Raw genomic sequence first — 23,777 nt, 5'->3', positions numbered from 1 at the left:
CTCTGCTCTAAATCTATTCGTTATGCGGCAGGCGCTGCTTCAGCTTCCACTTCGGCCTCAACCACTTCTGGTTCGCCAACAGTGCCGCCTTGCTCAAGCACCCAAGCTTCCCACTCCTCGCGCGGAAGCGCTTCGACCACCACCGGCATAAAGCCGTGGCGTGCACCACAAAGTTCGTAGCACTGGCCGTAATAGACGCCTGGCTCTTCGATCGTGAGCAGGCGCTCGTTCAAACGGCCCGGAACCGCGTCCAGCTTGAACCACAGCGATGCCACACCGAATGAGTGGATCACGTCCACTGCTGTTGTCTGGAGGCGTAATGGTGTGTTCGCTGGCACAACCATACGGTTGTCGACAGCAAGCTGATTGGGCTCACCGCGATCCAGCGCTTCTTCCGGCGGAAGCATATTCGAAATGACTTCAAAGCCACCATTGTCGGGATAGGTATAACCCCAATACCACTGGTATCCGGTCGCTTTGATTGTGATCGCCTCTTCAGGCGGGGTTTCGTATTGGCTCAGCAACAGATTGATCGAAGGAACCGCGATTACAACCAGGATCAGCGCTGGCACCACAGTCCAGATCACTTCGATCAAAGTGTTGTGCGTTGTTTTCGATGGAACCGGGTTCGCCCGGCGGTTGTAGCGAACAATCACCCACATAAGCAGGCCAAGCACAAACAGACTGATCACTGTAATGATCGGCATCAGGATTGCGTCATGCATCCACAGCGCGTCGCGGCCGTCCTGCGTAAATTGGTCCTGGAAGCTCAGCCGACCGTCAACCGGCATTCCCTTGCCTTCGGTTGGTGTCATTGGCGTGTAACCGGCGGTGGTTTCTGTTGCCGCTGCGTCTGCAGGAGCTGCATCGACCTGAGCATGAGCGCTCGATGCAAACAATAGCATCAGGGCCACCATGGCAGTGACGATAAGTGAATAGGCGTAGCGGCCTGTTTGACCCAAAACCATCTTTGTGACGTTTCCCGATTCAATCGTATGTATAAGCTGCGCGGCCTCTAATCACAGAAACCGCATTAGCCAACCCAAAGTCCCGGAACTACCCCCGAGATTGATGCGCCTATAGGCGCGCTTGCCCAGCGCCTCAAGCGCTTCTAGGGAGAAATTTATGCAAGTCGGGATGAGTCCGACGCAATTTGATCTTTTTAGTAGGTGTTTCACGAATGACTGAAGAAGAAGTGCTGTCCGAATTCCGTAGCTGCGGCGCGCTATTGGAAGGGCACTTTCTGCTCTCGTCCGGGCGGCACAGCGCATATTATCTGCAATGTGCACGAGTCCTCATGAATCCTGACCGAGCATCGCGCATTGCGGTTGCTATGGCAAAAAACCTCCCGCGAGAGATTCGTTCCAGCGTTGATGTGGTAATCTCCCCAGCGATGGGTGGACTAATCATTGGTCACGAAATGGGCCGCGCGCTCGGGAAAGACGCTATGTTTCTCGAACGGCCAGAAGGGACATTCCATCTGCGGCGCGGATTCGCGATCAAGCCGGGGGCCAAGGTCCTGATGGTGGAAGATGTCGTCACCACCGGCCTTTCCAGCCGCGAAGCGATTGCAGCCGTCGGCGAAGAGGGCGGCGAGGTCATAGCCGAAGTGTCTGTGGTCGACCGCTCTGGCGGCACAGCAGATCTTGGCGTGCCGTTCTTCCCGCTGGTCGCACTCAATTTCCCGACCTATGCAGACGAGGAAGTTCCCGCCGAACTAGCTGCCGTGCCGATCACGAAGCCGGGTAGCCGTGCCTGATGGTCAATGTTCACAATCCTGAGCGGTTGCGGCTGGGCGTCAACATTGATCACGTCGCGACAATCCGCAATGCCCGCGGGGGCAACCACCCCGACCCGGTTCGCGCAGCAGAGATTGTCGCCAGCGTAGGGGGTGACGGCATTACCGCTCACCTGCGCGAAGACCGCCGCCACATCCGCGATGCCGACATCGCACGGATTCAGGCAGCAACCGACCTGCCACTCAATCTGGAAATGGCTGCGACCGAGGAAATGCTGGAAATTGCGTTGCGTCATAAACCGCATGCCGCCTGCATTGTCCCGGAAAAGCGCGAAGAGCGTACGACTGAAGGCGGGCTGGATGCGGCCGGCATGGACAACCAGCTCGCACCGATTGTCACGCGCCTTACCGATGCAGGAATTCGAGTAAGCTTGTTCATCGAAGCGCAGGAACGCCAACTGGACGCAGCACTGCGGCTGGGCGCGCCCGTCGTCGAATTTCACACTGGTGAATATGCGCACGCTTTTCTGGATGGGGACAATGAACGTCTTGCAGCGGAGCTGAAGCGTATCTCAGATATGTCGGCACTCGCGGCAAAGAACGGGATCGAGCCACACGCTGGCCACGGTCTGACCTATGAGAATGTCCAGCCCATTGCAGCCATCCCGCAATTGGCCGAACTCAATATAGGCCACTACCTGATTGGCGAAGCGGTGTTTTTAGGATTGGAGCCTGCCGTGCGTCGCATGCGCAATCTGATGGACGAGGCGCGGTGAGCAGCGAACAGGCTCAGGTTACCAGCGCTCAGTTCGGCTGGTTTTTGGCCGGAGCCCTGTCGTTCGTCCTGAGCATTGCATTGCTCGGCTATTCCCTGTGGACCGGAATCGCTCTTTCATTTGCGATTTTATGGCCGCTCCTTCAAATCTTTGGCTACGGCATGACCCTTAAGATGGCGAAAGGTGACCCCGCGCATTATCTCGTGAAGACTCAGGTCATTTTGCACTGGATGATCGTGTTCCTGCTGGCAGCTATGATTTTACGAGGTGGATCATGATCATCGGGCTCGGCTCTGACCTATGCAGTATCGAGCGGATCCAAAATTCGCTCGAGCGTTATGGCGAGCGGTTTGAATACCGGGTCTTCACAGAGATAGAGCGCGCCAAGGCACGCCGTCGGCCATTCACTATCGCGGGAACCTACGCCAAGCGCTTCGCTGCAAAGGAAGCTTTCAGCAAAGCTGTAGGCACTGGTTTCAAACGCGGTGTCTATATGAAAGATATCGGCGTTGTTAATGCGCCATCGGGTGCGCCAACCCTAGCGCTCGCGGGTGGCGCTGCGAAACGGCTTGCGGAATTGACGCCGGATGGCCATGAGGCCTTCATTCATCTCACTCTCACCGACGATCATCCATGGGCGCAGGCATTCGTGATCATCGAATCGCATCCAATCCTAGGCTGAACGCGACACAAAGATATGGCTACCGGCTCTGACACTGTGACAAACGACAAGATCAAATCCAAGGACACCGAAGAAAAGGTAAACTGGCTCGCGGAATTGCGCGGGCTCAGCCTGATGCTTCTCGCCGTGCTCGTTTTTCACAGCCTGGTGGCAAAACCATTCTACATCCCGTCGACGTCAATGATGCCGAGCCTTTGGGTGGGCGATCGCCTGGTGGTCAGCAAGTATCCCTATGGCTGGAGCTGGGCTTCGGCGAGCTTCCACCTTCTACCGCGCGGCGATTGGCGGATTTTAGGCGATACGCCGGAATATGGTGACGTTGTCATCCCGGTTCATCCGGTTCGCGACGAGGATTATATCAAGCGCGTTGTTGGCCTTCCCGGCGATACGATTGCAGTCGAAAATGGCATCATTATCCTGAACGGTGAGCCAGTGAAGCGCGAGATAGTGCCCAACGTCAAAATCCCGTTCGAGCCGGAGCTGCTATGCGAGGGATCGCCCTGCCTTAGTGCCTTTTCAGCCTACCTCGTGCGGGATGCCGACGGCACACAATATTACGAAGTGCCCGCCTATCGCGAGACAATGCCCAACGGCGCTTCGTTTCTGGTGATTGACCATCTTGAAGACCAATTGCTCGACAATTTCGAACAAATCACCATTCCGGAAGGCGAAGTCTTCGTGATGGGCGACAACCGGGACCACTCTGCCGATAGCCGCGAGCTAAATAGCGATCGCGGACTGATGGGCGCCGTGCCGCTCGAAAACATCGGTGGGCGCGCAGAGTTCATAACCTTTTCGCTAAACGGCTCAGCCAGCTGGAACCCGTTTACCTGGTGGTCTGCGCTGCGTGATAACCGTTCTTGGTCGACACTGCGCGCGCCCAAGGCCGAATATTCCAGCGCGGAATAGCGCGCGCAGGCAATGGCTAAGAAGTTCCTTTATCTCGTAGCCGTGATCATCGTCTTGGTGATTGCGGGCCTCATGGTCCTGCGCGTTTGGGCGGCGGAATTGACCGCGCTTGCCTTTGTTCCGACCGAGCAATTCGTTGAGCAAGAGGCGCTTGCCGAAAATGCCTATGCAGAAACGGATATGTGGTTTGTTCGTCCGGGAAAGGGCGACGAGTTGGTTCGCTGGCAGCCAGATTACGCCAATAATCGCGGCTTGCTGCCTACTCCGGCTGACCCCTCACCACCCGATTTTGCAGTCTTTTTCGTCCATCCGACCAGTTACCTCAGTCGGTCGAGCTGGAATGCCGAACTGGGTGATGAAGATGCGGAACGCGTCGCACGCGTATATTTGCGCGGAATGGCCAGCCCTTTTAGCAAAGCGAGCGAGATCTGGGCGCCGCGCTATCGCCAAGCGACAATCGGTGCGTTCATGACCGACAAGCCCGAGGGTCAAATGGCTTTCGACACCGCTTACCGCGATGTTGCACAGGCATTTGCGTATTTTGTTGATACCATAGATCCTGACCTACCGATTGTGCTCGCCGGCCACAGTCAAGGCTCACTCCACATGATGAGCCTGCTCAGCGAGCGGGTCGCCGGGTCCCCACTCGCCGATCGGATCGCCGCCGCATATGTTGTCGGCTGGCCGATTTCTGAAACCCATGATTTGCCGCTTATGGGGCTGCCGGCTTGCACCGCGTCTGATCAGGCCGGCTGTATCCTTAGCTGGGCGAGCTATGCCGAGCCAGCCGATCCATCGCAGGTCAAAGCCTATTACAGCCGATCAGTCGGCTTCAATGGAGGGTCACGCGGGAGCAGCCCGGTGCTTTGCACGAATCCGCTGACGGGAACGCGCGGCGGAACTGCGCCAGCCAGCGCAAATCTGGGCACATTGGTACCTGAAACCGATCTGACCGACGGCGCACTTGTGGCTGACGCTGTCCCCGCTCGCTGCGATCCGCGCGGAATATTGCTGATTGGCGATCCTCCTGATCTGGGTCGCTATGTTCTGCCGGGCAATGACTATCACGTCTATGACATCCCGCTGTTCTGGGCGAATTTGCAGGCCGACGTCAAACGCCGGGTGGAAATATGGGCACAAAACCGCTGATCACCGACAGCGCGGCTGATTTGCGCGATGCGCTGCCTGACGGAGGCGCTTTGCTCGGGCTGGACCTAGGAACCAAGACCATCGGCATCGCAACCAGCGACGCGGGTTGGCGATTTGCAACAGCGGGCAAGACACTGGCGCGCGGCAAATTCGGGCGTGATCGCGAAGCTCTGGCTGCGCTGATCAAGGAGCGCAGCATTAAGGGCATAGTGATCGGCCTGCCACGCAACATGGACGCCAGTGAAGGTCCGCGGGCGCAGTCAGCTCGCGCATATGCGCGCAATTTGAACGAGGCATTTGATTTGCCCGTGCTGCTATGGGACGAGCGCTGGTCCACGCAAAGTGCAGAGGCCGCGATGATCGGGCAGGACATGAGCCGTGCCAAACGCGCGGAAAAAATCGACAGTCATGCAGCGGCAATCATTCTGCAAGGTGCGATTGATGCGCTGGCCGGGAACGCATTTTAGGCTTCAGCCACCGCTGATCGCTTGCCTCTAGCAATAGCTGGGAGCATTAGGCTGCCGGACAGTTCCGCTTCACGCCACAACATATCGCGTGCAGCTTGATTGGCCAGCGGACCAGCAAAGGAATGGCGCTCAGAACGCGCTCTGAAAAATTAAAACATTGTAAGGACAGAGCCTTGCAGGCAATGGTTAGGACAATGGCTAAAGACTTGCCTCCTTTCGATCCCAAACAGGCGTTGCAGTTCTTCTGCCAGCATGGCCATTCGGGTTGGCTGGGCTTGCAATACTCAGACCATGGTGAAGACTGGGTGGAATTGGAACTGCCCTGGCGAGAAGATTTGCTGGGCGAGGAAGACCGTCATGTGCTTGCATCAGGGCCTATTGTCAGCCTGCTCGACATGGCGTCAGGCATGAGCATCTGGCACACAAAGAAAGTCTTCACGCCCATTGCAACGCTGGACCTGCGCGTGGACTATCAACGGCCCGCGAAAGAGCGCAGTTCAGTCCTGGGACGAGTTGAATGTTATCGCATTACCCGTTCTGCCGCCTTCGTGCGCGGCATTGCCCATGATGGGAACCGCAGCGATCCGGTCGCTACGATGGCAGGTGTGTTCATGACCATTGATAAGGACCCGCGCAGTGACCGGTAACGCGGATCTTGACCGGTTCCTGACCGCTTACGCGCGCTCGCTTGGCATATCCGTCCACAGTCTGGGCGATGACGGCTTACCTGTTCTCACAGTCGAGTTCAGCTCGATCATCGAGGGCAGACCTGGTGCGTTCCACGGCGGGGCCACAAGCGGATTGCTTGAAACAGCCGGCTACGCTGCATTGCGCGCAATCTTGCAGCGCGAAGATCGCGACCCGCAACTCAAGCCGATCAACATCACTGTCCAGTTCTTAAGCGCTGGCAAGCGCAAGAAAACTTTCGCTCAGGGGCGGATCACGCGACTTGGGCGGCGCAATGCCAATATTACTGTGGAAGCATGGCAGGATGATCGCAATCGGCCAATCGCAACAGCAGTGATGAATATACTGATGGCAGACCGCTAACGCCTGCCAGATTCAATTTCGAGTCCGTCTTCGGTCAGTCGAAACTCCACAGGCAGACCGTCAATCTCAGTCACCACCGTCAGCCCTTCCTGTTCGACTGACAGGGTTGGACCGTTGTCATCAATCGGGATGTCTCGCAGTTCCTCGATGTCGAGCGGGCGGATCGGCCCTTCCGGATCGGGTCGCTCTGCCGGTTCTACGATGTCACTTCCGGCCCGCGCACCGCGCATGAAATTGCGCCAGATACGCGCGGGCAATCCGCCGCCGGTCACACCATTGAGCGAGGTGTTGTCATCATTGCCAACCCAAACGCCGACCACAAGATCGCCAGCATAACCTACGAACACAGCATCCCGATAATCCTGTGTTGTCCCTGTCTTGCCGAAATTCGGCCCAGCGAGCATCGCAGCTTTGCCTGTACCATCATTGATTGCCGCGCGCAGCAAACGTTCCATGTCGCTTTGCACACGCCCCGGGAAATGTGACTGTCCATCAAAGAGCCATTCAATCCACCCTTCTTCCTCTTGCAGGAAAGCATGAGGTTCAACCGGATAGGCATCGGCAGCGACCGCCGCATAGGCACTGGTGAGTTCCAGCAGGCTCATCGTCGAAGTGCCTAGCGCCAGGCTGGGATCACCCTCTGGCAGAGGGGACGTGATGCCCAGATTCCGCGCGGTTTCGATCACCCGTTTGCTCCCAAGCTGATTAAAAAGCCGAACCGCTGCAACGTTGCTGGACGAAGCAAATGCCTGTTCAAGCGTCAGGCTGTCTGAATAGCGTTCTGCGGCATTCTTTGGACGGTAGGAACCTGTCTCAATCGGCGTATTATCGATGCGGTCCGTTGGTCGCATTCCCGATCCAAGCGCGGCCAGATAAACGAACAGCTTGAAGGTCGATCCCGGCTGCCGCTTTGCCTGTGTTGCACGGTTGAATGGCGAATTCGCATAATCCTTGCCGCCGATCATCGCGACCACTTCGCCGCTCGGCCGCATTGCGACCAAAGCAACCTGAGCATTCCCCAATGCAGCATTCGCGACTGCCCGGCTCGCCACCCCTTGGAGGCGCGCATCAAGGGTGGTTGTCAGCGTTTGCTTGGCATAGCTCGCTTCGGCACTCTGGCGGGCGATAGGAAGTGCCCAATCCGCGAAGTAGGTGCCCGTCGGCAACCGATTGCGATTGCGCACATCAAGCCTGGGTGACGGCAGATTTCTCGCGCGGGCATCGGTCAAATAGCGTTCTTCCGCCATCGCGCCGATCACCAATCGCATGCGCTCTTCAGCCAGATCGTAGTTGCGAGTGGGCGCAAGCCGCGAAGGTGCCTTCAGTAGTCCGGCAAGCATTGCTGCCTGCTCCGGCCTCAGGTTTTCCGGTTGACGGTAGAAATAGTGGAGGCTGGCAGCGCGCAGCCCGTATTGATTATCTCCGAAATAGGCATTGGAAAGATAGCGCGACAGGATTTCATCCTTGGTCAGCCAGGTTTCCAACCAGAACGCGATCAATGCCTCACGGGCCTTGCGCGAAAGTGTCTGTTCCGGGGTAAGAAATGTGAATTTGGCCAGCTGCTGGGTGATTGTGCTGCCACCGCCCACACCTGTCCAAGCTGCCCGTGCGATCCCGCGTGGATCGATGCCCCAATGCGAATAGAAACGCCGGTCCTCAATCGCAAGGAATGCACCAACAACATGATCAGGCAATTCGCTCGCCAAAACCGGCGCATCCACCGACGCCCCACTTCGAGCGATCGGCGTTCCGTCGCTTGCGAGCAAAGTTATCTGCGGAGGTGCAATCGGTTCTAGCGATTTTCCAAGCGGAGCAGTTATCGCAAGCCAAGCAACAATAGCGATGAAGATCGCCAGCAATGCCGCGATCAACCTGACCAGCCACCAGCGTTTACGCCGGCCGCGATAATGGCTCGGTTGATACCAGCGGGTTTCAGGCTCTTTCCATTGCTCGCCAAAACGGGGCTGCTCGATGCCGGAATTCAGCTTGGGCTTACGGTGCCAGAAGCGGCGCTTCCGGCGCGGTGCATCCGGCCGAAAATCGAATGCGTCGTCGAAATCCTCAAGCGCACTGCCGTAGGGATCTTGGAGCGCATAATAGCCAGCCTTCGGCCGACCATCTTCATAGCGATCCGTTGAGCGATTCCTCCGTCGGGATGATCGAAGCCAGGCAAACATCGGACTGTGTTATCCAATTAACACAGTGATTGCCAGTCCCTTAGGACATTTTTCCGGCACCGCTCGGCAGATCTTCGTCAAACACGCGTTGGTAGTATTCGCTCACGATCACCCGTTCGGATTCGTCGCATTTGTTCAGGAACGAAAGCCGGAATGCGAAGCCAATCGATTTGAATATCTCCGCATTCTGCGCCCAGGTCATAACGGTACGCGGGCTCATGACGGTCGAGATGTCACCATTCATGAAACCCTGACGCGTCAGATCAGCCACCTTGACCATGTCGGCAATCGTCTTGTCATCCGTTTCCGGGCTCTTTGACTTGACGATCTTCTGTTCCACCTCCGGCTTGAGATAGTTGAGCGCAACAACGACATTCCAGCGGTCCATCTGCGCCTGGTTAATCGCTTGCGTGCCGTGATACAGCCCGCTGGTGTCGCCCAGCCCGACCGTGTTTGTCGTCGCGAACAGACGGAAGAATTTGTTCGGCGTGATCACCTTGTTCTGATCGAGCAGCGTCAATGCACCTGACGCTTCCAACACGCGCTGGATAACGAACATCACGTCTGGGCGACCGGCATCATACTCGTCAAAGGTCAATGCGACGGCATGCTGCAATGCCCACGGAAGAATGCCTTCCTTGAATTCAGTTACCTGCAGGCCGTCTTTCAGAACAATGGCGTCGCGGCCAACAAGATCGATTCGGCTGATATGCGCATCCAGGTTCACGCGAACGCTGGGCCACTTCAGGCGCGCTGCAACCTGCTCGATGTGGGTCGATTTACCCGTACCGTGATAGCCCTGCACCATCACCCGGCGGTTATGTGCAAAGCCCGCAAGGATCGCTAGCGTTGTGTCCGGATCGAACACATAGCTGTCGTCTTTCTCCGGCACACGCTCATCGGCTAGGCTGAAGGCGGGGACTTGCCAATCAACATCGATCCCGAACGCGTCACGCACGTCGAGTACTGTGTCAGGCTCTGGAAACAGGGTCTTGCCTGTTCCATCGTAATCGGTTTCCATCAAGCTAGCCATGCATCGAACGCCTATACACGTGCACGCGCCGCTGCAAGCGTTGCGAAGTCAACATTTTCATTAGTCCATAACAAGCTGTATTGTTCGCCAATGGCAGGAACCGATCCGATAGAACAGTTACGCCTAGGCTTGGTCGAGCGCGTGCGCGGTGTGTTCAATGACACAGCGCAAGGCGAGCAGCCAACGCCACCATCGGACGAAGCCTTGTTTGAAAGGGATTCGCCGATTCGCATGGTGCACGCCGATCTGGTGGGCATGATGGTGGGCGGGATTCGCGCGCTGCTGCTGCAAATGTTGCATCCTGACGCATTGCAAGGCGTGATAGACCATTCGAATTTCCGCGAGGACATGCACGGGCGACTGCGCCGCACAGCGAAGTTTATCGCAGTGACCACCTTTGCTCATCGCGACGAAGCGATGAAAGCTATCGAACGGGTCAACCGCATCCATTCCAAGGTTTCAGGCACACTGCCGGATGGAACACCGTATTCGGCGACCAATCCGCGTACGCTGGCCTGGGTGCATGTGACCGAAGCTTCGAGCTTTCTCGCTGGATATCTGCGCCATGTGCGCCCCGATATGCCTGGCTATGAGCAAGACGAGTACTATCGCCAGTTTGCAGTGATTGCGAAAGCATTGGGCGCAGATCCTGTCCCGATCAATCGCAATGAGGCCGAAGAGGTGCTCCGCGAGCTTCGCGATGAATTGCGGACATCACCTGAGGCACGCGAAATTGCACAGTTGGTGCTGACGCAGCGTCCGCCCGGTACCCCGCCAGGAATGCAGAGCGTTCTCGGCGGCGACGCAGTCGAAATGCTGCCGCCGTTTGCCCGCACCATGCTGCGCCTGCAACGCCCTGGCATCGCCGCCCTGCCTGCGCGCGCCGCAACATGGGGAATGGGCAAAACACTGCGCTGGGCGTTCAAGCAGAATTGAGTTAGCTTCAGCTGAGGGAGAGAGCCTATGGCCGAGTTCACATTTTACACTGTCGCGATGAGCCGAGGCCAGATTGCGCGCTGGGCGCTACATGAGGCGGGCGCGGACTACGAGCACGTGGTGTTTGACTGGGCGACGCGACCAGAGAACTTCAAAGGCATAAATCCGATGAACAAAGTGCCCACTTTGGTTCACCATCATGGCGGGCATGATCACATTGTGACCGAAGCGGCGGCAATCTGTCATTATCTCGCCGAAACGCACCCGCAAGCCGGATTGCTTCCTGACGAGCATGAGCGCGCCGCCTATTTTCGCTGGCTGTTCTTTGCTGCTGGCCCGCTTGAACAAGCGGTAATCGCAAAGGCAATGAACTGGGAGGTGCCCCCCGAGCGCAGCGGCATGGCTGGGTTCGGCTCGCTCGACCTTACATTGGGTGCGTGCCACGATTGGCTAAGCCAAAACGATTTCGCAGCAGGCAGTCGTTTCACAATGGCAGACGTCTATTTCGGCAGCCAGTTCATCTGGGGCTTGCGGTTTGGTTCGATTGAAGAACGGCCGGCGTTCAAAGCCTATGTCGAGCGGATCACATCACGACCGAAATGTGTCGAAGCGGTCGCAGTCGACCAGAAATTGATCAATGATGCGGCAGAGAGCAGCTAAACGAAAGCGCGGCTTTTCCTAAGTAATTGATAGGCTTCCACTACGTTATTGAGCCGGTCTTCAAACTTCCGATCGCCGCCATTTCGATCAGGGTGATAGCGCCGTACCAGCTCTGAATAGCGTCGCCGCAATCGCCGCCGATCGGTGTCCAGCCCCAGCCCCATAGTGTCGAGCGCACGCGCCTCATCGGATGAGAACCTGCCATCCATCGCCATCCTGGCTTCCCGCTCTGCGCGGCTCTTTATTCCTGCCATGCGCGCGCTGATCGCGTCCAGCGGATCGTCGAAATCGGCCCAGCGTGGCATACCATCGACGCCAGCCGTTGGCCTGAAACTGGGGTTCTCCGTCTTCCATCCCAACGCGGGCGATTGCGCTTCCAGAATTTCTTCTGCGCTCATCCCCTCAAACCAGTCATATCCGGCATTGAACTCGCGAACGTGATCCAAGCAGAACCAGCGATATTCGCCCGGCCCATCAAAACCGTTTGCGCGATAGCCCGGAGCGCGGAACTCGCCATCCTGCTGGCACGTAGGGTGCTGGCACACCTGCCCGGTGTCTTCGAAACGTCCATGAAACCTAGTCTGAGCCACGCACGGCAAGATGGTCATGGACAAGCGCGATTGGAACCCCCAAATTCACTTTCATGACAGGTTCTATAGCTCAAGAAATGGAAGAACTGCTGCGCGCAGCGCTTCATCCCACCCACCTCGATATTATCAATGACAGCACATTGCACCACGGGCATTCCGGTGACGATGGCAGCGGCGAATCGCACTTTACCATTGTGATCGAAAGCAAAGCTTTTGACGGTGTCTCACGACTTCAGAGGCAACGCATGGTCAACGCGGCGCTGCACAATATTCCCGGAGAACGGGTCCACGCATTGGCGATCAAGGCGCGCGCTCCAGGTGAACATAAGGGCGGATAGCACTATGATTGAGCAAACCGTCACACCAACTACGCATGATCTTGGCCAGTTCGAGGTCCGCCGCGTGTTGCCAAAGCGCGAGCGCACGATGGTTGGACCCTTTATCTTTGTTGACGAGTTTGGCCCCGCACAGCTTGACGTCGGCAGCGCGATGGATGTGCGCCCGCACCCACATATCAATCTTGCGACTGTAACTTGGCTGTTTGAAGGCGCGATCGAACACCGCGACAGTCTCGGCACGTTTTCCACCATTCGCCCCGGAACAGTAAATTTGATGACGGCGGGAAAAGGGATCGTCCATTCGGAACGCTCACCTGCTGAAGAACGCGCTATCGGGCCGAAACTCTACGGTATACAAACCTGGCTCGCCCTGCCGGATGGACGCGAAGAAATCGATCCTGCGTTCGAAGCAGTTAATGACCTTCCGGTTATCGAGGACCAATGCGCCAAGGCCACGATCATCATGGGCGAGCTTTGGGGCAAGCGCGCAACTACAACCACCTATGCTGACACAATATACGCAGAGATTGTGCTCGCGCCCACGGGGTCCCTACCTATTGAGGTGAGCGCGGACGAACGCGCGGTCATGCTTGTGGGCGGCGAAGCCAGCGTCGATGGGCAAGCGCTTGGGCTCTATGAATTGAGCGTGCTCGCACCGGGCAGGAATATGATGCTTTCAAGCGATCGGGGCGGGCGAATTATGCTGCTAGGGGGTGAAGCCTTCTCGACTCCGCGCCACGCCTGGTGGAACTTCGTCAGCTCTGACAAAGAGCGTATTCGCCAAGCCAGCGAGGACTGGAAAGCAGGTCGCTTCCCAAAAGTGCCGGGAGACGCAGAGGAGTATATCCCGCTACCCGAAGGAAGGCCAAAAACCGTCACTGACTAAAACAGACGCGGGTGATCCGCGCAGGGAGAGAGATAAATGGATTTCACCGGCAAGGTGGTTTGGATCACTGGCGCATCATCCGGGATTGGCGCTGCGCTGGCGCGCAAATGGGCCAGCCGCGGCGCTCATCTGGTGCTGTCTGGCCGCGATGAAGCGCGGCTTGCAAAGGTCGCTGCGGATTGCGGCGAAACATTGATCCTGCCGTTCGACGTGCGCGACGATGCCGCGCTTGCAGATGCCACGGCCAAAGCCATCGCTTGGAAAGGTGGCGTAGACGCAGCCGTCGCCAATGCCGGCGTCTCCCAACGCAGCCAGGCACTCAAGACCGAGATGAGCGTCTATCGCGACATTATCGATATCGACCTGACCGCGCAGATTGCCTTCACGCAAGGGTTGATCGGACACATGGCTGAACGCGGCTCTGGCAACCTGCTCTTCATTTCGTCAATCGCAGGCAAGGTCGGCGTGCCAATGCGCACTGCCTATTGCGCGGCGAAGTTCGGCCTTGCCGGCTATGCCGATGCGCTTCGAGCGGAATTGAGCCAGAAGGGTGTCTCCGTCCATGTCATTTATCCCGGTTCAATAGCCACCGATGTCAGCCGCAACGCGCTGACATCTGACGGCAGCAAGCGCGGGCGCAGCGACAAAGTGATCGACGAAGGGATTCGGCCCAATGACGCAGCCAAAACCATGATCGATGCAGTTGCCGCGGGCGAGCGCGAAATCATTGTGGCTGAAGGTATGGAACAGGCCATGGGCGAAATGCGGCGCACACCGGATCAGCTGTTCGATCAGGTCGCGGCCATGGTCGCCGCTGGATATATCGAGAAGATGGAATCGGAAGGCTGACAATGGAGCAAAAGCGCGTATCGCTCGCGAACGGTATCGAACTTGACGTGGTCGATGAAGGCCCGGTCGACGCCCCTGCCCTAATTTTCCTGCATGGTTTTCCCGAAAGCCATCGCACATGGCGACACCAAATCGCACATTTCAGTGACCGTTTTCGGTGCATTGCCCCCGATCAGCGCGGCTATCGCGGTTCTTCAAAACCGCAAGAAGTCGACGCCTATACGCCCGACAAGCTGATCGGTGATGTCTTTCTTCTCTCCGACGCACTGAGAATCGCCAAGTTCACTATCGTGGGACACGATTGGGGCGGCGCGATTGCCTGGGGTGTGGCACTGGGTGGACAGCATACCCGCGTGGAGAGTGCGATTATTGCCAATGCTCCGCATCCGGCCGTGTTTCAGAAGCTGCTCTACACCAATCGCGGCCAGCGTGAGGCGAGCCAATATATTCGCGCGTTTCGTGACCCTGCCAATGATGGCCTGATCCGCGAGAAGGGGATCACCGGCATCCTGAAACAGGAAGTGAATTGGGACCGGCCCGACACAATGCCCGCTGAAGAACGCGCACAATTGCTAAGGGATTGGGAAGATCGCGACGCGTGTTTCGGCATGCTCAATTACTATCGCGCCAGCCAGATGACTGTCCCAACGATGGACGAGCCGTTCGAAGTTCCCGCGGGTTACACGCCTCCGCCAATTCCCAAGCTGACGATCCCGACGCTGGTGATCTGGGCGCTGGATGATTTGGCATTGCCGCCGGAAAATCTCGAAGGGCTGGACGAAGTGATCGATCCACTAACCATCGTTCAAGTGCCCGATTGCGGGCATTTCGTTCCTTGGGAGGCGCCGGACAAGGTGATCGCCGCGATGGAATATTTCTTGGCAGCCAACGGCTAGCCCGCCAACCATTCGACCCGCGCCCGCGATCCGCAGCAGCATGGCGTCTTTCACCGCCAGCTCTTGCCAATTGGCCATGCTCCGGCCGGTCGCAGTGTCTCCATCAAGCAACTTCAGAGTAGCGCGAATAAAGCGCCCCGTGCCAGGCGCCCCACCCTTTTCAGCATGCTCAGCCTGCCATTCGATGCCCTCTCTGACACGGATGTCATGTCCATCAACGCACTATCCGCCACTGCGCCTCCTTTTCATTGCCCTTTCTGCCGCCAGTCACTAAGTGCCGCCACGCAATGACTGACATCGTGAACAAACTGCTGACTTTCGCAATTCCCAAAGGCCGCATTCTCGATGAATCGCTGCCCTTGATGGCGCATGCAGGCGTGGTGCCAGAAGATGCCTTTCACGACAAAGGCAACCGCGCGCTAAGTTTTGCAACAACGCGTCCAGATATGCGGCTGATCCGCGTGCGCGCTTTCGACGTAGCCACCTTCGTCGCGCATGGCGCAGCGCAGATCGGTATCGTCGGCTCTGACGTGATCGAGGAGTTCGATTACGCTGACCTTTATGCACCGGTTGATCTGGACATCGGCCACTGCCGACTGTCGGTTGCACGCGTAGCCGGGGACGAAGCACCAAGCGGCACAGTCAGCCATCTGCGCGTTGCAACCAAATACCCCAATCTCACGCGCCGACATTTCGAGGCGCAAGGCATTCAGGCTGAGTGCGTCAAGCTGAATGGGGCTATGGAATTGGCACCTTCGCTAGGCTTGGCGCGGCAGATCGTGGATCTGGTTTCAACCGGCGCGACGCTGAAGCAGAACGGCTTGGTCGAGACTGATCGCATCTTGGACATTTCTGCGCGGCTGATCGTCAATCGCGCGGCGCTGAAAACCGATCCACGCGTCGCTGAACTTGTGTCTGCCTTCCGCGAGTTTGCCAGCAAGAAAGCTGCGGCTTGATGCAAAGACTGGTTTCCTCTGATCCCGGCTTTGCTGCCGCATTCGATGCCTTGGTCAATGCTCGGCGCGAAAGCGATGCTGATGTCAGCGCAGACGTTGCCCGCATATTGGCTGACGTAAAGGCGCGCGGCGATGCGGCGCTGGCGGAATATTCGCAGCGTTTCGATAGTCACGAACTGGCCAGCGATTGCGATTGGATCATCACCGCGGATGAATGCAAAGAAGCATACGAGGCTCTGGACGGCGAATTACGCGACGCGCTGGAACTCGCAGCAGAGCGGATCCGCGCCTATCATGCCGACCAGCTTCCCGCGAACCGCGATTTCACCGATGATGCGGGCGTGCGCCAAGGTGCGATCTGGCGCGCGGTTGATGCGGCTGGTCTGTATGTTCCGGGCGGACGTGCAGCCTATCCATCCTCGCTGCTGATGAATGCCATTCCAGCTAAGGTAGCAGGGGTAGAGCGGTTGGTGGTGGTCACCCCTACCCCGCAAGGAAAGACCAACCCATTGGTTCTCGCGGCTGCGCACATGGCAGGCGTCGACGAGATCTGGCGTGTCGGCGGCGCACAAGCAGTCGCAGCGCTAGCCTATGGAACCGATCGCATCGCCAAAGTGGATGTCATTACTGGCCCGGGCAATGCCTGGGTGGCAGAGGCGAAACGCCAGTTGTTCGGCGTCGTCGGGATCGACATGGTCGCTGGCCCAAGCGAAATCCTAGTGATTGCGGACAAGCACAATCGCGCAGACTGGATCGCAGCAGACTTGCTCAGTCAGGCGGAACATGACCCGACTTCGCAATCAATCCTGATCACTGACGACGCCGGTTTTGCCGATGCGGTGTCGGCGCAGGTTGAAGCACAACTGGTCGAGCTTGCTACCTGTGAAACGGCCACTGCGAGCTGGAACGCAAATGGTGCTATCATCATCGTCGACAATGTGGCCGATGCAGCACCGCTCGCTGATCAGTTGGCCGCTGAGCATGTCGAACTTGCAGTAGCTGACCCGGAACCCTTACTCAAAGCGATCCGTCACGCTGGCAGCGTTTTCCTTGGCCGGATGACGCCGGAGGCCATCGGTGACTATGTGGCAGGGCCAAACCATGTTTTGCCCACCGGGCGACGTGCGCGTTTTGCCAGCGGGCTTTCCGTGCTCGATTTTATGAAACGCACCAGCTTTATTGCATTGGACGATGCTTCGCTCGGCAGGATCGGTCCTGCTGCGGTATCGCTGGCACATGCAGAGGGCTTGCCCGCGCACGCCAAATCGGTTGAATTGAGGCTCAAATGAATACCCCCGCTCGCTCTCAGGCCCGGTCTGCTGCACGTCTTGCTGCGGTTCAGGCGCTTTACCAGATGCAAATGGAAGGCACTGCCCTTGCCAGACTGCTCAACGAATTTCACCAGCACCGGCTAGGTCGCGAAGTCGATGACGAAGATCATGAAGGCGAGGTCTTTGCCGATGCTGAAGCCGATTTCTTTGACGATATCGTCAGCGGAGTAGATGCCCGCCGCGAGGAGATTGATGAACTGCTGGTCGGCAAGTTGGCCGACGGATGGACAATAGCGCGGCTCGACAAGACCATGCTGCAAATCCTGCGCGCCGGGGCCTACGAATTGATGGCCCGCGCCGATGTGCCAACCGCAACCGCGATCAATGAGTATGTCGATGTCGCAAAAGCTTTCTTCGACGACCGCGAAGCCAAATTCGTGAACGGCCTTCTTGATGCGGTTGGCAAGGATGTGCGGTCATAGACGAACGCGCTTTCATCGAAGCCTTGCGCAAACTCCCGCTGCATCCGGGCGCGCGCGGGCTTGATGATGATTGCGCGATACTTGAGATTGGCAATGAAACGCTGATTCTGACGCATGACATGATGGCCGAGGGTACGCATTTCCAGGAAGGCGGCGACTTGGCGGATGCCGCTTGGAAGCTGGTCGCGGTGAATCTGTCCGATCTCGCGTCCAAAGGTGCAGAGCCGATAGGTCTGCTATTGGGCCATAGCCTTGGCAGTGGCGACGAACGGTTTCTTGAAGGCCTGTATGAAGCGCTCTCCGCCCATGATGTTCCTTTGCTTGGCGGGGATACGATCAAGACGACTGGTAAACGCGCTTTCGGCTTAACCGCAATCGGCCGAGCCTCGCATACACCGGTTCCGTCGCGCTGCGGTGCGCAGATTGGCGATCAGCTATACGTCACAGGTCTGCTGGGTTGCGCGATGTTGGGTTTTGAAGGCGATCCAGAACATCTGGCCGCCTACAACCGCCCTACCCCCCGCCTTATTGAAGGCCAAGCTCTCGCACCGCATGTAAGCGCAATGATGGATATCTCGGACGGGTTGATGCTTGATACTTTCCGCATGGCAAGCGCAAGCGAAGTCTCGATTGCAATCGACAGTGCACTTGTACCCGTGGCATCTAATAAAAGACGCAATGAATGCATGCGTTGGGGCGAAGATTACGAGTTATTGTTCACGCTACCGCTCGAAACCGAACCACCCGTCGACTGCATGCGCATTGGCACAGTCGAACCGCAAGGTTTTGCGCCGCTTATCTTTGACAGCAATCCGGTCGTGAACCCCGAAGGTTTAGGCTACCAACACTAGCGAAACTGGTGAAACGCACGGAAATTGGCCGCAAACCGCCGATTCCACCCTTGTCACCCGCGTCGCATACCTTATAGCACCGACACTAATCGCCTCTGCGTCCGCAGGGGCGTATTTCCACGTGGGTTTAAGGGGAAAAGTTCGTGGACCTAATTCTTATTTCAATCGGGCTGGGACTGCTTGCCATCGTGTATGGCATTTTCACCAGCCGCCAGGTTCTCGGGGCAGATCCCGGGAACGCAAAAATGCAAGAAATCGCCGGTGCCATTCAAGAAGGCGCGCAGGCATATCTCAATCGCCAATACACTACCATCGGCGGCGTCGGTCTGGTTGTCGCGATCTTGGTCGGGGTGTTCCTCGGCGCGATCCCGGCTGTAGGTTTCGTTATCGGGGCAGTCCTGTCAGGCGTTGCGGGCTATATCGGGATGAACATCTCGGTTCGCTCCAACGTACGCACAGCACAGGCAGCAAGCGCTGGTTTGCAGCAAGGCCTCACCATCGCATTCCGCGCTGGCGCGATCACCGGCATGCTGGTGGCAGGCTTGGCTCTTCTGGCTATCGCTGTGTTCTTCTACGTTCTGATCGGTCCGATGCAGCTCGAAGAGAACAGCCGTGCGGTCATTGACGGTCTGGTTGGGCTGGCATTCGGTGCATCGCTGATCTCGATCTTCGCACGTCTCGGCGGCGGTATCTTCACCAAGGCTGCAGACGTTGGCGCTGACCTGGTCGGCAAAGTCGAAGCAGGCATTCCTGAAGACGACCCCCGCAATCCGGCGACCATCGCTGATAACGTGGGCGACAATGTTGGCGACTGTGCCGGCATGGCTGCCGACCTGTTCGAAACCTATGTTGTGACCGTTGGCGCAACCATGGTTCTGATGGCGCTGCTTCTGACCGGTATTGGCGATCTGTTGCTGCCATTGATGGCTCTTCCGCTGCTGATTGGCGGCGCGTGTATCGTGACATCAATCATCGGCACTTACTTTGTCCGTCTCGGCAATGGCACCAACGTCATGGGCGCGATGTACAAGGGCTTCATCGTTACCGCCGTTCTAGCGATCCCGCTGATCTGGTATGCGACATCATACGCACTGGGCACCGTAGGCATGGACATGAACACAGTGCTCAATCCGGGCCTGGGTATGGTCGAATTTACCGGCCGTGACCTGTTCTATTGCTCGCTGATCGGTCTGGTTCTGACCGGCGTCATCATCTGGATCACAGAGTACTACACCGGCACCAACTACCGTCCGGTACGCTCGATCGCCAAGGCTTCGGAAACGGGCCACGGCACCAACGTGATCCAGGGTCTGGCAATCAGCCTTGAATCAACCGCTCTGCCTACCATCGTGATCATCGCTGCGATCATCGGCGCGTACCAGCTTGCTGGTCTTCTCGGCCTCGCATTCGGTGCTACGGCAATGCTCGCACTTGCTGGCATGGTTGTCGCGCTTGATGCTTACGGCCCGGTTACAGACAATGCTGGCGGTATCGCTGAAATGGCCGGTCTGGACGAAAGCGTCCGCGAAAAGACCGACCTACTCGACGCGGTTGGCAACACCACCAAGGCTGTGACCAAGGGCTATGCAATCGGCTCCGCCGGTCTCGCAGCGCTCGTGCTGTTCGCTGCATACACCGCTGACCTTCGCGAGTATTTCCCGAACGCTGAAGTCAACTTCAGCCTCGAGAATCCTTACGTGATCGTCGGTTTGCTGCTCGGCGCATTGCTGCCGTACCTGTTCGGTGCGATGGGCATGACCGCTGTTGGCCGCGCTGCGGGTGACGTGGTTGTAGACGTGCGTGACCAGTTCGCGAACGACCCGGGCATCATGGAGGGCACCAGCCGTCCAGACTATGCCCGTACCGTTGACCTGGTGACCAAGGCCGCAATCAAGGAAATGATCATCCCGTCGCTGCTTCCGGTGCTTGCGCCGATCGCGACCTACTACGTGATCTACTTCCTGGCGGGCCAGAACGAAGCGTTCGCGGCCGTAGGCGCTCTGCTCCTCGGCGTGATCGTAGGCGGTCTATTCGTTGCCCTGTCGATGACAGCTGGTGGTGGCGCCTGGGATAACGCCAAGAAGTACATCGAAGACGGTAACCACGGCGGCAAGGGCTCTGAAGCTCACAAGGCTGCTGTAACTGGTGACACTGTGGGTGACCCGTACAAGGATACCGCAGGCCCGGCCGTGAACCCGATGATCAAGATCACCAACATCGTCGCATTGCTTCTGCTTGCTGCGCTGGCTGGTGCTCACTAAGACAAGAGTTCCCCTTGAGGGACTGGGACCCCGCTCGGAGCGATCCGGGCGGGGTTTTTCTTTGGTCTGAGGAATTTGGCGCGTTGACGTTCGCGTCAGCGCGAAGCAATGCTTCCTCCATGACCGACACAGCCTCCCCCGAACGCATGGTCGCCGGCCTTGTAAAGTTGCTCACAGTGGAGCCCGCTGGCGCAATGCAATTCACTGGCAAAGCGCAGAAGAATGGCGTCGGCCGGATGTTTGGCGGACAAGTGATCGCACAAGCGCTCCAGGCCGCGCAAGCAACGGTCGGCGATGGCAAGGAAGCGCATTCCATGCACGCGTACTTTCTGCGCGGGGGCAAAGAAGGCCCGGAAACCACGTTGGATGTCGCGGCCGATTTCGACGGGCGCAGCTTCTCCAACCGCCGCGTCGTCGCCAGCCAATTGGAAGAGGATGGCAGCAACCGCCCAATCCTTAATCTGGTGGCCAGCTTCCAGAAGCCCGAGCCGGGGCTTGAGCATGACGACTATCAGATGCCCGATGTCCCGCAGCCCGAGGATTTGCGCCCCGATATGGAGCTCCGCCGCGAATATGCGGACCAGGCCGGGATCGAAGGCACAGCGCGCGATGTCATGCTCCGCCCGCGCCCCATCGATATGCGCACGACCGACAAGCTGCACTGGATGAATTCAGAACCCCGCCAGCCCAGCGCGCATAGCTGGTTCCGCGCAGCTGCGCCTCTGCCCGATGATCCCGCGCTGCACCGCGCGGTGATCGCCTATGCCAGTGACTTTACATTACTTGGCACCAGCGCATTGCCGCATGGCCTGTCATGGATGCGCGGCGAGTTGACCGGGGCGAGCCTGGATCACGCCATCTGGTTCCACCGTCCAGCCCGCGCGGACGAATGGCTGCTGTACGCCACCGATGCACCCTGGAGCGGCGCCGGGCGCGGCTTCAATCGCGGACGTATCTTCAACCGCGACGGCAAACTGATCGCCAGCGTAGCTCAGGAAGGCATGATCCGTCGGAGGAACAAGAGCTGATCATTCGCCTGCGGTCCGCCCGAAACCCTGCAGCATGGAACACTTGGAACACTGTCCAGAGCGCGAAAATCCATCAGCCTGTTTCCGGCAAGAAATCCCCGATCACTACGATTTCAAAGAATGGCATCCGTGTAGTCACCTCGTGTGAAGTAGGAAACTTGCGTAGCGGCCGGGACGCGCTACTCTCCGCGCCGAGAGGAACGTCATGCAAATTACCCGCGAAGCACCGTTGCAATACTCGCTCGAGCCCAGCAACCACCCCTATTTATCTGGTCCGTGGACACCCGTGCATGAAGAAGTGTCAGTCGACGAACTCGAAGTGATCGAAGGTGAAGTGCCCGCCGACATCGACGGGATCTACCTCCGCAACACGGAAAACCCCATCCACCAGCCACTTGGCCGCCATCACCCCTTCGATGGTGATGCGATGATCCATCAGGTCGACATTCGGGGCGGCAAGGTCAGCTATCGCAACCGCTTTATCCGCACGCATTGCTTCGAGGCAGAACAGATTGCCGGCCAATCGCTCTGGGGTGGCTTGATGGACCCAAAAGGCACATCGAAACGGCCCGGTTTCGGCGCGCATGGCGGGCTGAAGGACACTGGCAGTACTGATATCATTGTGCATGCGGGTGTAGCTTACGCCACGTTCTACCAATGCGGTGAAGCATGGATGGTGGACCCGGTTTCGCTGGAAAACCTCGGCAAGGCACCATGGGGGCCGCTCGATGGCGTCTCTGCACATCCCAAGGTGGATGAAGAGACCGGCGAGATGATGTTCTTCAACTATTCGGTCCATGCGCCATACATGCACTATGGCGTTGTCGATCGCTCGGGCAAGCTGGTGCATTATGTCCCGATCCCCTTGCCCGGCCCTCGCCTGCCGCATGACATGGCGATCACGAAGAATTGGTCGATCCTGAACGACATGCCGCTGTTCTGGGACCAGGAAGCGCTGAAGAAGGACATTCACGCCGCGCGCATGCACGACGGCGTGCCGACACGGTTCGCACTGATACCGCGCCACGGCCAGCCGGAAGATATCCGCTGGTTCGAAGCCTCACCGACCTATGTGCTCCATTGGACCAACGCCTATGAGGCCAAGAATGAGAACGGCGAGGATGAGGTTGTGCTGGAAGGCTATTTCCAGGACAAACCGATGCCCGATCCTCTCGAAGAATTCGGGCGTTACGCGCATATGATGGCGTATGTGGACGAGCACAGCTTCCAGCCGCGCATGCATCGCTGGCGTTTCAATTTGAGCACCGGCGAGACATCGGAAGAGCGCTTGTCCGACCGCATCGTTGAATTTGGCATGATCAATCCGGCGTATTCGATGAAGAAATCACGCTATGTCTGGCACACGACCAGCAAGCCAGGCTGGTTCCTGTTCAACGGATTTGTGAAGCACGATACCGAGACTGGTGAGGAGCAAGTGCTTGAGCTTCCCGAAGGTGTCTATGCGAGCGAGAGCCCGATTGTGCCGCGGAAAGGGGCGCGATCGCCCTCAAGTAGCGGTTGCGAAGCACAGCCGAAGGCTGAACCGGCAGGACGCGAAGATGACGCCTATCTGGTCACCTTCCTGATCGACGAGAATAGCGGCACGTCCGAATTCGCAATCCTGGATGCACGCGACGTGAGCAAGGGCCCCATCTGTCGACTGGCTTTGCCGCACAAGATCAGCAGCGGCGTTCATTCGACCTGGGTGGAGCGGGCGATGCTAGGGTAACTCTTCAATGTCCGCTATTGGGGTGGTTAGCGGACATTGCAGCGATCCATTAGCCGCTATAAT

At 57.9% G+C, this 23,777-nt stretch carries 26 protein-coding genes; 22 read left to right on the top strand and 4 right to left on the bottom strand.

Annotated features, from left to right (window positions below; genetic code table 11):
* Window positions 1-20 precede the first annotated feature (20 nt).
* Window positions 21-917 (bottom strand): cytochrome c oxidase subunit II, encoded by an 897-nt coding sequence (gene coxB, locus QQX03_RS06395; protein ID WP_432762848.1) that lies wholly within the window; start codon window positions 915-917, stop codon window positions 21-23.
* Window positions 918-1,180: 263 nt separating this feature from the next.
* Here coxB and pyrE point away from each other — a divergent pair, with 263 nt between their 5' ends.
* The 9 genes from pyrE (at window position 1,181) to QQX03_RS06350 (ending at window position 6,771) form a co-directional block, all read left to right on the top strand.
* Window positions 1,181-1,759 carry an orotate phosphoribosyltransferase gene (gene pyrE / locus QQX03_RS06390; RefSeq protein ID WP_285974931.1) on the top strand — a complete coding sequence of 193 codons (579 nt, stop codon included), beginning with the start codon at window positions 1,181-1,183 and terminating at the stop codon, window positions 1,757-1,759.
* Window positions 1,759-2,514, top strand: coding sequence for a pyridoxine 5'-phosphate synthase (locus QQX03_RS06385; protein WP_285974930.1), 756 nt, complete (start codon window positions 1,759-1,761; stop codon window positions 2,512-2,514). Before pyrE ends, QQX03_RS06385 begins: the two co-directional genes overlap by 1 nt.
* Window positions 2,511-2,792 (top strand): hypothetical protein, encoded by a 282-nt coding sequence (locus QQX03_RS06380; RefSeq protein ID WP_285974929.1) that lies wholly within the window; start codon window positions 2,511-2,513, stop codon window positions 2,790-2,792. The genes QQX03_RS06385 and QQX03_RS06380 overlap by 4 nt, the downstream gene beginning before the upstream one ends.
* Window positions 2,789-3,196 carry a holo-ACP synthase gene (acpS, locus tag QQX03_RS06375; protein WP_285974928.1) on the top strand — a complete coding sequence of 136 codons (408 nt, stop codon included), beginning with the start codon at window positions 2,789-2,791 and terminating at the stop codon, window positions 3,194-3,196. Before QQX03_RS06380 ends, acpS begins: the two co-directional genes overlap by 4 nt.
* Before the next feature lie 15 nt (window positions 3,197-3,211).
* Window positions 3,212-4,105 (top strand): signal peptidase I, encoded by an 894-nt coding sequence (lepB, locus tag QQX03_RS06370; protein WP_285974927.1) that lies wholly within the window; start codon window positions 3,212-3,214, stop codon window positions 4,103-4,105.
* 12 nt (window positions 4,106-4,117) lie between these two features.
* On the top strand, window positions 4,118-5,254 hold the full coding sequence (locus QQX03_RS06365) for a DUF3089 domain-containing protein (RefSeq protein WP_285974926.1): 1,137 nt from the start codon (window positions 4,118-4,120) through the stop codon (window positions 5,252-5,254).
* Window positions 5,236-5,721: a Holliday junction resolvase RuvX gene (gene ruvX, locus QQX03_RS06360; protein WP_285974925.1), complete on the top strand. Its 486-nt coding sequence runs from the start codon at window positions 5,236-5,238 to the stop codon at window positions 5,719-5,721. Before QQX03_RS06365 ends, ruvX begins: the two co-directional genes overlap by 19 nt.
* A gap of 194 nt (window positions 5,722-5,915) precedes the next feature.
* Window positions 5,916-6,368, top strand: a complete 453-nt coding sequence (locus QQX03_RS06355) for a PaaI family thioesterase (RefSeq protein ID WP_285974924.1) — start codon at window positions 5,916-5,918, stop codon at window positions 6,366-6,368.
* Window positions 6,358-6,771 carry a PaaI family thioesterase gene (locus QQX03_RS06350; RefSeq protein WP_285974923.1) on the top strand — a complete coding sequence of 138 codons (414 nt, stop codon included), beginning with the start codon at window positions 6,358-6,360 and terminating at the stop codon, window positions 6,769-6,771. The genes QQX03_RS06355 and QQX03_RS06350 overlap by 11 nt, the downstream gene beginning before the upstream one ends.
* On the opposite strand, the gene QQX03_RS06345 is transcribed toward QQX03_RS06350, so the two are convergent.
* Entirely contained in the window at window positions 6,768-8,948 is a 2,181-nt protein-coding gene (locus QQX03_RS06345; RefSeq protein ID WP_285974922.1) for a transglycosylase domain-containing protein, read from the bottom strand. The genes QQX03_RS06350 and QQX03_RS06345 overlap by 4 nt on opposite strands.
* Before the next feature lie 40 nt (window positions 8,949-8,988).
* A complete protein-coding gene (locus QQX03_RS06340; protein ID WP_285974921.1) occupies window positions 8,989-9,981 on the bottom strand; it encodes an AAA family ATPase in 993 nt (330 codons plus the stop codon).
* Window positions 9,982-10,071: 90 nt separating this feature from the next.
* On the opposite strand from QQX03_RS06340, the gene QQX03_RS06335 reads away from it, so the two are divergent.
* Together QQX03_RS06335 and QQX03_RS06330 are read left to right on the top strand one after the other, a co-directional pair.
* Complete coding sequence (locus QQX03_RS06335) at window positions 10,072-10,917, top strand: oxygenase MpaB family protein (protein WP_285974920.1); 846 nt, start codon at window positions 10,072-10,074, stop codon at window positions 10,915-10,917.
* Between the two features lie 27 nt (window positions 10,918-10,944).
* Window positions 10,945-11,577, top strand: coding sequence for a glutathione S-transferase family protein (locus tag QQX03_RS06330; protein ID WP_285974919.1), 633 nt, complete (start codon window positions 10,945-10,947; stop codon window positions 11,575-11,577).
* On the opposite strand, the gene QQX03_RS06325 is transcribed toward QQX03_RS06330, so the two are convergent.
* On the bottom strand, window positions 11,574-12,167 hold the full coding sequence (locus QQX03_RS06325) for a DnaJ domain-containing protein (protein WP_285974918.1): 594 nt from the start codon (window positions 12,165-12,167) through the stop codon (window positions 11,574-11,576). The two genes, QQX03_RS06330 and QQX03_RS06325, sit on opposite strands and share 4 nt — an antisense overlap.
* A 53-nt stretch (window positions 12,168-12,220) precedes the next feature.
* Here QQX03_RS06325 and QQX03_RS06320 point away from each other — a divergent pair, with 53 nt between their 5' ends.
* The 11 genes from QQX03_RS06320 (at window position 12,221) to QQX03_RS06270 (ending at window position 23,714) form a co-directional block, all read left to right on the top strand.
* Window positions 12,221-12,505 carry a BolA family protein gene (locus QQX03_RS06320; RefSeq protein WP_285974917.1) on the top strand — a complete coding sequence of 95 codons (285 nt, stop codon included), beginning with the start codon at window positions 12,221-12,223 and terminating at the stop codon, window positions 12,503-12,505.
* A gap of 4 nt (window positions 12,506-12,509) precedes the next feature.
* Window positions 12,510-13,391 carry a pirin family protein gene (locus QQX03_RS06315; protein ID WP_285974916.1) on the top strand — a complete coding sequence of 294 codons (882 nt, stop codon included), beginning with the start codon at window positions 12,510-12,512 and terminating at the stop codon, window positions 13,389-13,391.
* A 36-nt stretch (window positions 13,392-13,427) separates the two neighbouring features.
* The gene (locus QQX03_RS06310) at window positions 13,428-14,240 is read left to right on the top strand and encodes an SDR family NAD(P)-dependent oxidoreductase (RefSeq protein WP_285974915.1); all 813 of its coding nucleotides are present in this window, start codon (window positions 13,428-13,430) and stop codon (window positions 14,238-14,240) included.
* 2 nt (window positions 14,241-14,242) lie between these two features.
* The gene (locus tag QQX03_RS06305) at window positions 14,243-15,136 is read left to right on the top strand and encodes an alpha/beta fold hydrolase (protein WP_285974914.1); all 894 of its coding nucleotides are present in this window, start codon (window positions 14,243-14,245) and stop codon (window positions 15,134-15,136) included.
* 287 nt (window positions 15,137-15,423) lie between these two features.
* On the top strand, window positions 15,424-16,092 hold the full coding sequence (hisG, locus tag QQX03_RS06300) for an ATP phosphoribosyltransferase (RefSeq protein WP_285974913.1): 669 nt from the start codon (window positions 15,424-15,426) through the stop codon (window positions 16,090-16,092).
* Window positions 16,092-17,381 (top strand): histidinol dehydrogenase, encoded by a 1,290-nt coding sequence (gene hisD, locus QQX03_RS06295; protein WP_285976973.1) that lies wholly within the window; start codon window positions 16,092-16,094, stop codon window positions 17,379-17,381. The genes hisG and hisD overlap by 1 nt, the downstream gene beginning before the upstream one ends.
* Window positions 17,378-17,845 carry a transcription antitermination factor NusB gene (nusB, locus tag QQX03_RS06290; RefSeq protein WP_285974912.1) on the top strand — a complete coding sequence of 156 codons (468 nt, stop codon included), beginning with the start codon at window positions 17,378-17,380 and terminating at the stop codon, window positions 17,843-17,845. The genes hisD and nusB overlap by 4 nt, the downstream gene beginning before the upstream one ends.
* A 23-nt stretch (window positions 17,846-17,868) precedes the next feature.
* The gene (thiL, locus tag QQX03_RS06285) at window positions 17,869-18,696 is read left to right on the top strand and encodes a thiamine-phosphate kinase (RefSeq protein WP_285974911.1); all 828 of its coding nucleotides are present in this window, start codon (window positions 17,869-17,871) and stop codon (window positions 18,694-18,696) included.
* Window positions 18,697-18,839: 143 nt separating this feature from the next.
* Window positions 18,840-20,957, top strand: a complete 2,118-nt coding sequence (locus QQX03_RS06280; protein ID WP_285974910.1) for a sodium-translocating pyrophosphatase — start codon at window positions 18,840-18,842, stop codon at window positions 20,955-20,957.
* Between the two features lie 119 nt (window positions 20,958-21,076).
* Entirely contained in the window at window positions 21,077-21,985 is a 909-nt protein-coding gene (locus QQX03_RS06275; protein WP_285974909.1) for an acyl-CoA thioesterase, read from the top strand.
* Window positions 21,986-22,190: 205 nt separating this feature from the next.
* On the top strand, window positions 22,191-23,714 hold the full coding sequence (locus QQX03_RS06270) for a carotenoid oxygenase family protein (RefSeq protein ID WP_285974908.1): 1,524 nt from the start codon (window positions 22,191-22,193) through the stop codon (window positions 23,712-23,714).
* The last annotated feature ends 63 nt before the right edge of the window (window positions 23,715-23,777 follow it).

The organism is Altererythrobacter rubellus, from assembly GCF_030284385.1.
GTDB lineage: Bacteria > Pseudomonadota > Alphaproteobacteria > Sphingomonadales > Sphingomonadaceae > Erythrobacter > Erythrobacter rubellus.
Note: the sequence above shows the minus strand (reverse complement) of the source record. Positions and strands in the feature narration are given on the sequence as shown.